The following is a 14,507-nucleotide window of genomic DNA, read 5'->3' as shown; positions in this document are numbered from 1 at the left end:
ACAACATCAAGATGACTGTAGAGTTAATCTGCCCAATCGCGATGGACGAAGGTTTACGCTTCGCTATCCGTGAAGGTGGCCGTACAGTTGGTGCTGGTGTTGTTGCATCTATCGTTGAGTAATATCAACAGATAGAGCTTCACAGCTTATAAAAAGGTCGCCCTAGGCGGCCTTTTTTAATGCCTGTAGAAAAGCTATCAGCCGTCAGATTAGATCGATATGGTTGTTTAGTTGAGTGTATTCACTCGGATTTACCCTGTTCATTGTTCGGGTAGGTTGGTTTGAGCGAAGCGAAACCCAACACAATCCATATAAACCTGCTCTTTTATCAACTCAAATAACCTTTGCTCTGATTAGGCTTGACCTCGCCCCTTTAAATTTACCCTCGCAAATTCGCTAACTCATATCTAGCAACTAGCCTATTTATTTCCACTAAAACTAATTACTTACCTTCTTGCGCTGCTTTTTTTGGTTTCATCATTTTGTCATGAAAAGTCACTTTTTCAGTAACAAAACACTCATAGGATGGCTGCGCTAATTAACCAAGCGCAGCTTAATTAGCTCCAAACTCTTAAAAATAACGTACTAACGGAACGTAACGATGAAAATTAATAAAATTGCGACTGCAATTGGTTTAACGTTGGCATTGTCAGCGACGGCCAATGCAGGTGTGTTACCAGACAGTCAAAAACAAAATGATTGGTATAGTGCCGCTGAAGCTACATTAACAAAAAAAGAAGCGGCAGCTCAGGCTGAGCAAACGTTTAAAGCTAAAAATGTCATTCTATTTGTTGGCGATGGTATGGGTATCTCAACGCTAACTGCGTCACGTATCATGGCAGGTCAAATGGAAGGTAAGTCGGGTGAAGAAGGCTTATTAAGCTTTGAAGAGTTCCCTTACTCGGCGCAAATCAAAACCTACAACGTTGATGCGCAAACACCTGACTCTGCAGGCACAATGACAGCGATTATTTCTGGCGTTAAAACTGATGTAGGTGTAATTGGTGTTAACGAAAACATTGAGCGTGGCAAGTGTGCAACAGTTGCAGGTAATGAATTAATCACTGCTACGGAACTTGCAGAAATCAAAGGTCTAGCAACAGGCGTTATTTCAACAGCCCGTATCACCCACGCAACACCAGCTGCAACCTATGCAAAATCAGCTGACCGTAACTGGGAAGACGTATCTGATATGCCTGCTGATGCAGTAGAAGCAGGTTGTGAAGACATTGCCTCACAACTTGTTAATTTCGAGAAGAACCTTGAAGCACGCTTCGTAGGTACTGATGTAGACGGCCTTGAAGTGGTGATGGGCGGTGGTCGTCGTCACTTCTTACCGAAAGATGCGGCATTCAACTCAGCTGATGCAGTGAGTGAAGTCGAAGGTGACCGTACGGATGAGCGTGATCTAACTGCTGAATGGCAAGAAATGTATCCTGATGGCAAGTACGTAATGGACCAAGCTGGCTTCGATACGCTCAATGCTGATACCAAGCGTGTATTTGCATTATTCAATGAATCACACATGCAATACGAAGCAGACCGCGCTAACGATGTAGCGGGGGAGCCGTCATTATCTGCAATGACTGGCAAAGCAATTGATATCTTAAAGAACAACGAAAAAGGCTTTTTCTTAACGGTTGAGTCGGGTCGTATCGACCATGGTCACCATGCGGGCAACGCTTTTAATGCACTAAGCGATACTGTTGAATTTGCTAAAGCGGTGCAAACAGCAGTTGAAAATACTAACCCTGAAGAAACACTTATCCTAGTAACAGCTGACCACAGTCACGTATTCACTATTGCAGGCTATCCAAAACGTGGTAACCCAATTTTAGGTAAAGTAGTAGCCGTTGGCAGTGAAGAACCAAGCCTAGCAGCAGATGGTATGCCATACACCACCGTTGGTTACGCCAATGGTTTAGGCTTTCGCGATTTAGGTGATGAAACCAATGCGGAAGTATCTTACAACGAGGCTCCATTTGCAGGTCGTGTTGATTTAACGGGGGTTGATACAACTGCACCTGGTTATCACCAAGAAGCAACAGTGCCATTAGGTTCAGAGACCCACGCAGGTGAAGATATTTCACTGCATGCAAAAGGTCCCGGTGCGCAACTAGCACAAGGCGTTGTGGAGCAAAACGTAATTTTCCACATCATTAACCAAGCTCTAGAACTAATTGAAGAATAATGGCGACGACGATGAAAAAACTAAATTTAATTTCTCTTGCTGTAGTAGTGGCATTAGCAGGCTGCTCTGATGATGACGATAAAAGCTCAACAAAAACACTGACTGTTGAAAATACTCTAGCGGTTGGTTCTGAGCAGTGTGTAAACGGTGGTACAGAAACCCTAACAGGTGCAGATAGCAACGATAATGGTGAGCTAGACTCAGCAGAAGTAACTGATACAACAGTGTCATGTAATGCACCGGCAACCTCGTTAACTGCATCGCAATTAGCGCCACTGACTGACAATGACTGGTTTAAGTCAGCACAAGTTAAAGTTGCTACTAGCGAAGAAAATATTGCTGCAGTTGTAAAAGAGTCAGGTAAAGCGAAAAACGTGATTCTATTTGTTGGTGACGGCATGGGTATTTCGACCGTAACAGCTGCGCGTATTATGGCAGGTCAGCTAGAAGGTAAGTTGGGTGAAGAGCACCAACTTAGCTTTGAAAAACTACCATTCTCTGGTTTTGCTAAAACCTATAACGTTGACGCACAAACACCAGATTCAGCGGGTACGATGACGGCAATGGCGTCAGGTGTAAAAACTGATGCAGGTGTGATTGGTGTAGATGAAAATATCGAACGCGGTAACTGTGCAACGGTTGCGGGTAATGAGCTAGTTACTGCCACTGAGCTGGCAGAGATCGCGGGTAAGTCGACAGGTATTGTATCTACAGCGCGTATCACTCACGCAACGCCTGCAGCAACGTATGCAAAATCGGCTGACCGTAACTGGGAAGACGTATCTGATATGCCAGAAGCAGCAGTGGCAGCAGGTTGTGAAGATATTGCATCGCAATTAGTTAACTTTGAAGCAAACCTCGAAGCTCGTTACGAAGGCCTAGATGTTGATGGCTTAGAAGTTGTGATGGGCGGCGGTCGTCGTCATTTCTTACCTAAAGATGCAGCTTATAACTCAGCCGATGCAGTGAGCTCGGTAGAAGGTGACCGTACGGATGGTCGCGACCTAACAGCTGAATGGAAAGCTAAATATCCTGCAGGTCAGTATGTGATGGACCAAGCCGGTTTTGATGCAATCAATACTGATACGACTGAACGTGTATTTGGTTTATTTAATGAAACTCACATGCAATACGAAGCAGATCGCGCGAACGACGTAGCGGGTGAGCCGTCACTTTCTGAAATGACAGCAAAAGCAATTGATGTATTAGATAACAACGACAAAGGCTTCTTCTTAACTGTTGAAGCAGGACGTATTGACCATGCTCACCACGCAGGTAATGCCTATAATGCATTGAGCGATACTGTTGAGTTATCAAAAGCTGTACAAGTTGCTCTTGATAAAACCAGCATCGAAGACACGTTAATCATCGTAACAGCTGACCACAGCCACGTATTTACCATTGCAGGCTACCCAAAACGTGGTAACCCAATCTTAGGTAAAGTGGTACCAGTTGGTAGTGATGAGCCATCACTTGCCGCAGATAACATGCCATACACAACCGTTGGTTATACCAATGGTGGCGGTTTCCGCGACTTAGGTGACGAAACAGATGCTGATGTAGGTTATGACTTTGCGCCAGTGACCGGTCGTGTTGATTTAACTGATGTTGATACAACCACACCAGGCTTCCATCAAGAAGCTGTTGTACCACTTGGTTCTGAAACACATGCAGCAGAAGATGTGGGCGTGTATGCAGTGGGCCCAGGTGCACATTTAGTAACAGGTACTAATGAGCAAAGCCTTATTTTCCACGTGATGGATTATGCCGCCGACCTTGTTAAGCAAGCCGATGCTAAATTAGCACAGTAATGAGTTATTGGGAGGCTTTGAGCCTCCCTGACTTAATCAGTTAATTAACAATCAAATATAAAGAGAATCCCGTGAAAGTAGCTATCTTAATTGCCTCATTACTAAGCCCATTAGCCGTTGCTGGGCAATGCGATATGAACACAGGTTACACGCAAGCTGACTACAAAGTCACTACAGCTATTGTTGCTAATAAGCAGCAGACTGAAAATACTTTTACACTTTGGCGTACACCACATCAGGTGGCTAAGCAAAATCCACAGTTTATTGAGCTGTGGCAACAGTTACGTAATCAACAAGTTCGCCCAATTCGTTACTTCCAAGACGCACAGCGTGGTATTGAGTATCAACCATCTGAAGTTCAAGGTGAGCAAGATTGGAGTAGCAAATATCAGTTAGTAAGCGATAAATTTTTAGCCTCTATGACGCACCAAAAAAGCACCGGTGAAGGTTGTGAGCTAACAGAGTATTACACCCAGCAGCAAGGCCAAAGCAAAGTAGAGCTAAGCTGGCTTGCTAATCAAAAATTACTAAAATCACTTCGAATTTCAACACCCAGCTATAGCCGAGAGATTGTGTTAACAGCCAGCAATCATAATCAACAAAATGTGCAGGCAGAGTTTGCGAAATGGGATAACTATCAAACAACCGATTACGCAGATATCGGTGATAATGAAAGCGATCCATTTTTAGCCAAAATGATTAACCAAGGTTTTGTTGAACATGGTGCGAGCGGTTTTTATGATGCGCAAGGTAATCAGCTCAAAGGTGAGCATGGCCATCATCACTAATTAATTATTGCAATGCCGCTTTTTTAGCGGCATTTTTGTCTCTGTAACTTAGCGTTGCTAGCGCTGTTCATTGTCTGTTTTAGCTAAGGCAAAATTACGTACTTCAACGAAATACCACAACTATTGTTTGGTTTGATTGGTAAATTTTGCGATTGTTGCTTAAGTTTAACCAAGGAGGAACAGCCATGACAAAAATAAATACAAAACACCCAGCAGGTACTTTCTGTTGGGCCGAGTTATGCGCGAAAGACTGGCAAGCTGCAAAGCAATTTTATACGCAACTTTTTGACTGGGGTTTTGACGATCAGCCAATAGGCGAAGATATGTATTACACCATGCTGCAAAAGCAAGGTGATGATATTGCCGCTATGTATCAACTGCCAGCAAGTATGAGCGAGATGCCAACCCATTGGTTATTATATATTGCTGTTGATGATGTTGACCAAAGCACAGAGCTTGCAAAATCATTAGGTGCAACGGTTTTGGCAGGGCCACATGATGTAATGACAGCAGGCCGCATGGTGATGCTGCAAGAACCGGGCGGTGCAACATTTGCCTTATGGCAAGCGGGTGAGCATATCGGGGCTAAACGAGTGCAAGAGCTAAACCTGCCTTACTGGTTTGAGCTTGTGTCGAAAGACATGCAAAAAAGTCGCGACTTTTATTGTCAGTTATTTGGGTGGCAGTTTGAGGTGAAACCCATGGAGGGCATGGACTACACCTTATTTACCATCGATGAGCAACCGATTGCAGGCATGCTTGAAATGACCAACGAATGGCCCGATGACATTCCATCTCATTGGATGCCGTATTTTGCGGTAGCAGATTGCGATCAGGCAGTTGCCAAAGCAACGCAGCTTAATGGGGCTATTTGTGTGCCAGCAACAGACATCCCAGATGTTGGACGCTTTAGTGTTATTACTGATCCCCAAGGGGCCGTATTTTCCATTCTTAAGTCAACCATTGATGAATTAACTTAAGCCCTTGGTTTTTGCCAATCTGTCCCAAGGTATATATATACTCAAACCACCTGAAGATACAGAAACTCGCACCTTGAGGTGGTTTGGGTATAGAAAAGCCAACTAAGGAGCAGATTGATGACTAAGCATGTGGTGGTTACAGGGGCCAATAAAGGTATTGGCCTTAATTTTTGTAAACAGTATTTAGCTCAAGGTTACCGTGTTAGTGCAGTAGTTCGCACTCCAAGCGAAGAGTTACAAGCACTCGATGTAAAAATTATTAGCGACATTGATGTATCTAACGCCGATGATGTTGCAACACTTGCCAACTACTTACACGGCGACAAAATTGATATTTTGGTTAATAACGCCGGTATTTTTCATAACGAAACATTAGCTGACATGGACTTTGCTGCCATCGAAAAGCAAATCAGCGTTAACAGTATCGCACCAATTCGCATTACTCATGCATTACTGCAAAGCTTAGGTATTGATGCCAAAGTGGCGATGATCACATCTCGCATGGGCTCAATTGCAGATAATAGCTCGGGCGGTTACATTGGCTATCGGATGTCAAAAGCAGCACTTAATGCCGCCAGTGTTAGTTTGGCCCATGAGCTAAAAGAGAAAGAAATTGCAGTAGGGTTATTTCATCCGGGCTTTGTACAAACGCAAATGGTTAATTTTGCCGGCGACATAAGCCCCGAAACTGCGGCAGAGCGGCTCATTAAGCGTATTGATGAATTAAACCTAAGCAACACTGGTGGGTTTTGGCATTCAAATGGCGAAACGCTACCTTGGTAGTTGTTTTTTCTGCTTTTTTTATCTTCAGCTAGTTAGTAGTGATTAAGCTGCTAACGGCTGATAACTTTCGCTAATTATTGAACTTATAGTTTGCTATACTCGTACAATTGAAAGTCATTTTGATGTAGAGAAAAGCACATGGAATTAGAGCAAAATAGCGATTTAACCCTTCCACTTTTTTATTTCGATGAAAATCTTCACAGCCGCGATATCGAATCTCCAGATTTATTATTACATGTAACACTTAGCGAAGAGTTACTCGCACAGCTTTGCCAAAACCCAGCTGTTGATAGCAGTGTCGCAATTGCCATTAATGAATACCGTCTTGAAGCGTTAAATGATGATTATCAAGTATTAATTGATGGTGAGCACAGCGCGCAACTGAGTTTAGTTCGTGGGCCACTATTAAGCGCTATGCTTAGCTGCGACAACGACCAAACCTTTGTGTCGCCGCAAGTAGATATGATGCCAACCTTCGATTTAGGTGATGACATTGAAGATATCGAGGAGGAAGGATGAGAAAACTCCTCACTACCGTATTTGGTCTCATTCTGTTAAGTGGCTGTGCTTATTTAGGTGCAGCACACTATGATAAATTGTTTGGTGAAGAGCAACCAAGAGAGCGTGTTGTTGCTGCATCAACCTTAGAAGGGGCTGAGTTTTTAAATGATGTAAAGCCTGTTCTTGATACTCGTTGTGTGGTGTGTCATGGCTGTTATGACGCACCGTGTCAGCTCAAGCTATCTTCTGTAGAAGGTATCGACCGTGGTTTGAGTAAAGAGCGTGTTTATGACGGCACACGATTATTAGCGCAAGAGCCTAGTCGCTTACTATTTGATGCGACAACGACCGCTCAGTGGCGTGAGAAAGGTTTCACTCCAGTACTCAATGAAAGAATCCAAACAGCAGAGGCAAACCTTACCGGAAGCGTGCTTTACAATGCCTTAGTGCTTAAGCAAAGTAGCCCATTGCCTAAGCAAGCTATTTTAGGCGATGAGTTTGATTTTTCACTCGATCGTGAGCAAACATGTACCACAATGAGTGAGTTTGACTCATTTGCTAAGGATAACCCGCACAGCGGTATGCCTTATGGGTTGCCTGGTATTTCAACTGAAGAGTTTCAGCATCTGGCTAAGTGGCTTAGAAAAGGCGGCTATCTTGCTCATATCGATCCTCCTGAAAAGGACGTACTAAAACAAGTTGAACGCTGGGAAGCATTCTTAAATCAAGATGGTTTAAAGCATCAGCTTGCCGCTCGCTATATTTATGAACACTGGTACTTAGCGCATATTTATTTCCCTGAGCATGGCGATAAACATAGCTACTTTAAGTTGGTGCGCTCTTCGACGCCGCCGGGTGAAGAGATCAAACACATTAGCACCCGTCGCCCATATGAAGACCCTAAAGTTGAGCGAGTTTATTATCGTTTAATGCATGACCGTTCGACTATTTTAGCGAAAACACATTTACCTTTAGCATTAAATGACGAAAAGCTTGCACGCTTACATTCACAATTTATTGAAGCTGATTATCAAGTAAACAAGCTACCAAGTTATAAGCCTGAAGTGGCATCAAACCCGTTTAAAGCCTTTGCTGCAATTCCAGTAAACTCGCGTTATCAATTTATGCTTGATGAAGCTGAGCTTATTATTATGGGCTTTATTAAAGGGCCTGTTTGTCGTGGTCAAATTGCGTTAAACGTGATTAACGATCAGTTCTGGGTAGGTTTTGCGAAGCCTGAAATGGCGGCGACACCGAAAGTCGGTGAAATGTTGTTACAACATGAAGATGCGCTAGCCTTGCCTGCAGAAGAAGAAAGTAATGCTTTGCCGATTTCTAGCTGGGTGAAGTATTCAAAACGCCAAAACAAATACTTGTCTGCCAAAGTTGCACTGGCAAATAAGATGTTTGCCAACGGTCAGCACCTCACAACCGATTTACTTTGGCAAGGTGATGGTCATAACCAAAATGCAGCGCTGACGGTATTTCGTCATTTCGATAGCGCAACGGTTGTTAAAGGGTGGATAGGTCAAGAGCCAAAGACCACTTGGATACTCGACTACGCGTTATTTGAACGTATTCATTATTTGCTGGTGGCGGGTTTTGATGTGTATGGCAACATTGGTCATCAGTTATTAACTCGTTTGTATATGGACTTTTTACGCTTAGAAGGTGAAGCAAACTACCTTGCATTATTACCAGAAGCTAAACGTAAAGAAATTAAAGCACAGTGGTATCGTAAATCGCCACCTAGCCTAACGAGTTTCTTTGAAGATGAGTTGTCGTTTAGTCAGCCTACAGGCATAGAATATAAAACCGCAGATCAACAGTCTGAACTTTATAATATGCTCAAAGAGAAGCTCAAACCAATTTTGAGTCCTCGCTATGACTATACGAAAGTGCCTGAACCACTGGCGAAAATTAACGATCTTCCTGTTAAAGCAGTTAACTTGCTGCCACAAATTTCGTTTGTGTTGGTCAAAGACAGCGGTGATAAACATAAAGCCTACACCTTGATCCACCATAATGCTCATTACAATATCTCGAGCTTATTGAATGAAGAAGGTCAGCGTGCTTATGATGAAGATACCGTAACAATTGTGCCTGGATTTATAGGTGATTACCCAGAAGCAATTTGGTATTTACACAATGAACAACAGGTTGCTGCTTTTGCATCTGGGCTTGCAAAAATAACAGATGAAGCTGCCTACAGAGAGCTAAAAAGTGAGTTTGCTATTCGTCGCACGCATCCACAGTTTTGGCAATACAGCGATATTTTACATCGTGTAGCGAAAGAGTATCGCGGCGTCGAATTTGGTTTGTTTGATTATAACCGACTTGAAAATAGGTAAATTAATTTACCTATTTAGCTGATATTTAAAGCCCACCTTGAGTGGGCTTTATTGCATTATATGATCTACAATTACTCTAAAAATAAACGAGTAAAACATGTTTAAGTTAGTCACAGATATACGCAGAAGATATCGCTTCGGATTGTTAGCGATAGCAATTTTGATATCAACTTCAGCGGCGTTGATCCAAACCCTTTTGTATGTGCAAAAGGGAGATGCGAAAGTGATTAACATTGCAGGTAAACAGCGCATGCTTTCGCAAAAGATAGCTCTTTACGGTAATGCGTTAATTTATCATGAAGCTGATAGCTTTCAGCAACAACATCGTCGATTGCTAGAGCAGGCGGTCGATCAGTTTATTGCAGGTCACCAGTTTTTAATTCAGCAAGATAGTGAAGGTGATTATATTTATCTAAACGAATCATTACAGGCTCACTACTTCTTACCGCCCACAGCTCTTGATGCCCACGTTAAACGCTACATCAGTAAAGCCCAGTTACTTCTCAATAGCCGCGAAAATTATTTAGAAATAGACAGCTCACTATTTGCCAGTAATCAGCTTGAAGCCTTACTTACAAAATTAGATCAAGCCGTAAAGCTCTTGGAGCAAAAGTCAGTGCATAAGGTCACACTACTTGCCGTTCTCGAAATGATGTTTTGGGTTATTGCAATGGTATTACTACTCATTGAGTTACTATTTGTTTTTAAACCAATGGAGAATCTAATCACAAAAGCACTTACAAGTTATAAAGAACAAAAAGATTATGCAGAACAGGCAAATAAAACGAGAGAGCGTTTTATTGCTCGCACTAGTCATGAATTTAGAACACCTTTACAAGGATTAACAGCATCCATAGAGTCTCTTGATATTAAAGAAGAGCAAAAGCTGGCTCAGCAACAAGCACTATATTGTGCTAATCGCTTGGTGGTGATGTTAGATGAGTTGCTTGATTTACAAGAAATGACCACAGGCCAGTGGCAACCTAAACTTGACCAAGGCAACTTGTTAGAAACATTAAAACAAGCGATTGCACCCTATGAATACGCTTGTCACGAGAAAAAGATTACTCTAAGCGTCAGTTTATCTGATTCGCTTAATAGCGAATTCATTACTGATCATCCGCGGTTACAACAAGTCGTTGCTGAATTGATAAATAACGCGGTTAAATTTACGCCGGTGCAAGGGCGAATAGCAATTACAGCGACTAATCAAGGCAAGCAACGCCTGCTATTAGAAGTGCAAGATAATGGTAAGGGGTTTGACGAATTACCCTCAGATATACAAGATAATGAAAATAGAACTGAGCAACATTTTCAAGGCTTAAAAACAGGGCTACTGCGAGTCAAGCACATTGTTAAAGCATTAAATGGCGACATTCAATTTTTTAATGCGCAGCCACAAGGCGCCAAAGTGGTTATAAATCTTAACTTCGTAAGTTCACCGGGCACAGAACAGTCTGCAAAGTTGCCAGGTGCTTTAAACTGCTTAATTGTTGAGGATAATCCTCTTAATGCCACGATACTAGGTCGCATACTTAAGCATTTTAACTACAGTTTTGACGTTGCTGAAAATGGTTTAATCGCCACAGATATGGCCTTGCATACTCAGTATGATGTAATTTTTATGGACCTAAATATGCCCGTAATGGATGGTTTTAAAGCGATAGATATCATTCGTAATGAGCAAGGACAGCAAACCCCAATCTTGGTTGTGACAGCGAACACCTCTAATGATGATTTACAACGAGTATATGAACTAGGGGCTAATTTACACGTATATAAACCGATTTCTGCTGACTCGGTCGAAAAAGCCCTCAGTATTTTATTTACCGAGAGCTCACAGGGATAAACCGGTATTTAGTTAGTTACTTTGATGTCGCCGACACCCACTTCAACGTCAATAGCATATTGACCATTACCACGGTAGCTTGAGTGAGAGCTGACAACTTTACGACTAGTGTTTGCATCATTTTTTAAGCCACGAATTTTGGTATCGCCAACGCCCGTATCGAGTTCAATACGTTTATAGTCGTCAAGCGCACTATCAATTCGAACGGCACCTACGCCTAGCTCAATATCTACCGAGTTGCTAGCGTCGTTAATTTCAATATCACCAACACCCAGCTCAACATCAATGGCCATTGACTTCGGCATTTTTACATACCAGCTTTGTTGAATGTCATCGTTATCTAGTTTTAAGTTCAACGATCCTGCGCTTTGTGAATGGCTTAATTCGATATCAGATAAATCAACCTCAGATCCAAACCAACCTTTATCATTTTTAGGCTCAATACGGACAGTAACGACCACTTCGCTGCCGCCATAGTTTTCTACTTCTAAGCTGCCTACTGGAAAATCAATTTCAAGCTGGCTTGCACCACTCACTGCGAAGTTATGATTTAATTCACGTGAATCTTTCGCCATTGCGTATGTTGTTGTTAGTGCTAAGCCAATAGCTGCTACATAAAGTAATTTTTTCATTGTCTGTTTCCTGTTGATGACCTTTTATACCTTAGTCGCAGCTATGCTCAAAAAAGGTTTAAACGATTTTTATTTTTTTGTTGAATGTTGTAACGTCAGGCTAGTAATAAGCCGGAATGAGGATTCATAGTGCAATATGTTCAGTTGGTTAATGTTAATGCCAGCCTTAAGGGGCAGGGTAATGAAGAGTATCGTTTACGTGATTTAAGTTTAACTGTATCAGCAGCGCAGCAATGGGTATTACTAGGTGAAAATGGAGCAGGAAAATCAGCAGTAGCAGCTGTAATTGCAGGTTGCTCGCGTATTGAGCAAGGCCAGTTTACCAATAACTTTGCACGAATTGCTGTGGTATCACCTGATAGACAAAAGCAATTATTGGCCGATGAGCTAAATAAAGATCAGGATGATATTATTGATGGTCTTACGCCGCTAAGCACAGTTAAAGACATTATTTTGGCCGCCAGAAGCGACCATGACATTGATACTGAGTTACTTGAACTACTCATAAAAACATTTGATTTTGATAGTAAAATGAATAATGCATTTCGTGACCTATCAACCGGTGAAACGCGAAAGCTGATGCTGATCCAAGCGCTAATTGGACGCCCTGAGTTACTTATTTTGGATGAACCGTTTGATGGTTTAGATGTAACAGCACTGCAAACTCTTAATCAGTTATTAGCTGAATTAAGCAAACACACGACGATGATTTTTGTTCTTAACAGGTTGAGTGAAATCCCTGACTTTGTTGATCATTATGCGTTTATAAAACATGCTCAGATCACTCACCAATTAGCGCAGCCAACGAAAGAGCAACGCCAAGATCTTTTTAAATTGCTACATTTAGCGCAAACCGAATTAAACGTGCCCGAGGCAGATAACGACCATCAAGCGCCAGCCTTAACTGATCCCACATTAGTAAAACTTAAAGATGCCTCTGTAAGTTTTGGCGGAACCGTTATTTTTGAAAAGCTAAACTGGCAAATTAATCAAGGTGAACATTGGCAGTTAACGGGTAAAAACGGCTCGGGTAAAACTTGCTTACTTAATCTAATTACAGGTGATAACCCGCAGTGTTATAACAACGATATTAAGGTGTTTGGCTATCAGCGCGGCAGTGGCGAGAGTATCTGGCAAATTAAACAGCATATTGGTTATATTTCAAATGCCTTGCATATGGATTATCGCGTTAATATAACAGCGCTTAATACCATCGTATCGGGTTTTTATGACAGTATTGGTCTTTATCAAAAAGCCACTGAAACACAGCTATCAATCGCTAAAAAATGGTTAGCCTTACTAGGGTTAAACGACAAACAAAATAGCTCATTTAGCCAGCTTTCTTTTGGCGACCAACGGTTATTATTGATAGCGCGAGCTATGGTAAAACATCCTAGTTTATTGATTTTAGATGAACCATGCCTAGGTCTTGATGAAGCGAATAGGCAACGCGTGTTGTTACTAATAGAAAAAATCTGCGCCGCGGGTACCAGCACTGTGGTTTACGTTAACCATCATGCCAGTGATAAAATTGCAGGCATCGACAACTATTTAGAGATGGCTGATTTCACAAAAAAAGCGCCATAAGGCGCTTTTTTCTGATGTTTATATATTTAGATACGGGTAATGGTGAAACCTTTATCTGTTAATTGTTTTAATAAACCATGTTGCTCAGGTAAGTGTAAAGCACCTACAGCTATGAACAGTTTTTCTTTACCAATGCGAGTCGATAGTTGCTCAACCCAGTCATTATTGCGATCAATCAGCATAACCTGCTCACTTAATTCACCGTATTGTGAGTCGTCAAAACTTTCGTTATAAAAAGAGGTTAACGTTTTCATATCGCCTGACTTCCACGCCTTAATCAGACCTAAAAAGTAGGTATCGACATCAGCGAGTTGCTCAAAGGTTTCCTCAATCATTTTGTCGTTCATGATCGCTAGGTGTTCAAACATTTCCATTTGTCGTTCTAGAGTTTCTAACTCACCTACGGCAATGTTATTTTCTTTAGCGTAAGCAAGAACCTGTTTGTCTATCCCATATTGATCTGAAAATCCAACGCGTTGAAATTCCATTTGCATCATCGTAATCATAACCGCCCAAGGCGCTAAGTTCTTAAACATTGCGATATCAATTGATTTGTCAGCAAAGTACTTTTGCAGTTTCGCATAGTTAGCTGGCGATAATTCTGACTGTAAGGTTTTACCATCTTTTAGCATCATAAATGGCAATGAGCGACGTTGCATCTCCATAGGAGATATTGAGCTAATATCCACTTCAACAATGACTTTATCACTATTATCAAGGGCCTGAGTTACTTTGTTTGGCAAGCCTTTCATGTTGGTATCACCCACATGAACAGTGCCAAATAAATAAGAGGCAACGCCGTTTTTTTCTACCTTCCATAAGCCAGGTTCTGCAAAAACATGCTGACTAAAGCCAAGCACTAAAACAAGACAAAACAAAACCTTGATATGCTGAATGAGTTTCATAACTTTCCTTTTAAGCTGTCGTTATTTTCAATACTAAACTAATTTTTTGTTGGTCGTTAAATTAAATCGCTCTCAAATAGAAATTCAGCAATATCCTAGATAAAAATTAATCAATCATTTAATGGCTTA

General features: G+C 41.7%; 12 protein-coding genes. 10 read left to right on the top strand and 2 right to left on the bottom strand.

Features of this window, described 5'->3' with window-relative positions:
- The 9 genes from AAEU31_RS17050 to AAEU31_RS17010 all read left to right on the top strand — a co-directional run.
- Positions 1–122, top strand: a 122-nt coding sequence (locus tag AAEU31_RS17050) for an EF-Tu C-terminal domain-related protein (RefSeq protein ID WP_498049592.1), incomplete at its 5' end; no start/stop codon positions are given.
- A 479-nt stretch (positions 123–601) separates the two neighbouring features.
- The gene (locus AAEU31_RS17045; protein ID WP_138558976.1) at positions 602–2,191 is read left to right on the top strand and encodes an alkaline phosphatase; all 1,590 of its coding nucleotides are present in this window, start codon (positions 602–604) and stop codon (positions 2,189–2,191) included.
- Positions 2,192–2,202: 11 nt separating this feature from the next.
- The gene (locus tag AAEU31_RS17040; protein WP_421967831.1) at positions 2,203–4,002 is read left to right on the top strand and encodes an alkaline phosphatase; all 1,800 of its coding nucleotides are present in this window, start codon (positions 2,203–2,205) and stop codon (positions 4,000–4,002) included.
- Between the two features lie 71 nt (positions 4,003–4,073).
- A complete protein-coding gene (locus AAEU31_RS17035) occupies positions 4,074–4,790 on the top strand; it encodes a hypothetical protein (protein ID WP_421967830.1) in 717 nt (238 codons plus the stop codon).
- Positions 4,791–4,975: 185 nt separating this feature from the next.
- The gene (locus AAEU31_RS17030) at positions 4,976–5,770 is read left to right on the top strand and encodes a VOC family protein (protein WP_138558003.1); all 795 of its coding nucleotides are present in this window, start codon (positions 4,976–4,978) and stop codon (positions 5,768–5,770) included.
- A 117-nt stretch (positions 5,771–5,887) separates the two neighbouring features.
- Positions 5,888–6,553: an SDR family oxidoreductase gene (locus AAEU31_RS17025; RefSeq protein ID WP_235383207.1), complete on the top strand. Its 666-nt coding sequence runs from the start codon at positions 5,888–5,890 to the stop codon at positions 6,551–6,553.
- A 138-nt stretch (positions 6,554–6,691) separates the two neighbouring features.
- Positions 6,692–7,072: a hypothetical protein gene (locus AAEU31_RS17020; protein ID WP_135922798.1), complete on the top strand. Its 381-nt coding sequence runs from the start codon at positions 6,692–6,694 to the stop codon at positions 7,070–7,072.
- Positions 7,069–9,405 carry a fatty acid cis/trans isomerase gene (locus AAEU31_RS17015; protein WP_421967829.1) on the top strand — a complete coding sequence of 779 codons (2,337 nt, stop codon included), beginning with the start codon at positions 7,069–7,071 and terminating at the stop codon, positions 9,403–9,405. The genes AAEU31_RS17020 and AAEU31_RS17015 overlap by 4 nt, the downstream gene beginning before the upstream one ends.
- A 97-nt stretch (positions 9,406–9,502) precedes the next feature.
- The gene (locus AAEU31_RS17010; protein WP_421967828.1) at positions 9,503–11,254 is read left to right on the top strand and encodes a hybrid sensor histidine kinase/response regulator; all 1,752 of its coding nucleotides are present in this window, start codon (positions 9,503–9,505) and stop codon (positions 11,252–11,254) included.
- Between the two features lie 8 nt (positions 11,255–11,262).
- On the opposite strand, the gene AAEU31_RS17005 is transcribed toward AAEU31_RS17010, so the two are convergent.
- Positions 11,263–11,886, bottom strand: coding sequence for a toast rack family protein (locus AAEU31_RS17005; protein WP_421967827.1), 624 nt, complete (start codon positions 11,884–11,886; stop codon positions 11,263–11,265).
- Between the two features lie 129 nt (positions 11,887–12,015).
- On the opposite strand from AAEU31_RS17005, the gene modF reads away from it, so the two are divergent.
- Positions 12,016–13,473, top strand: a complete 1,458-nt coding sequence (gene modF, locus AAEU31_RS17000) for a molybdate ABC transporter ATP-binding protein ModF (protein WP_421967826.1) — start codon at positions 12,016–12,018, stop codon at positions 13,471–13,473.
- A gap of 26 nt (positions 13,474–13,499) precedes the next feature.
- On the opposite strand, the gene AAEU31_RS16995 is transcribed toward modF, so the two are convergent.
- Positions 13,500–14,378 carry a TraB/GumN family protein gene (locus AAEU31_RS16995; protein WP_421967825.1) on the bottom strand — a complete coding sequence of 293 codons (879 nt, stop codon included), beginning with the start codon at positions 14,376–14,378 and terminating at the stop codon, positions 13,500–13,502.
- Positions 14,379–14,507: the final 129 nt, after the last annotated feature.

Source organism: Pseudoalteromonas thalassia (genome assembly GCF_049257215.1).
In the GTDB taxonomy this organism is placed as follows: Bacteria; Pseudomonadota; Gammaproteobacteria; order Enterobacterales; family Alteromonadaceae; genus Pseudoalteromonas; species Pseudoalteromonas lipolytica_C.
Note: the sequence above shows the minus strand (reverse complement) of the source record. Positions and strands in the feature narration are given on the sequence as shown.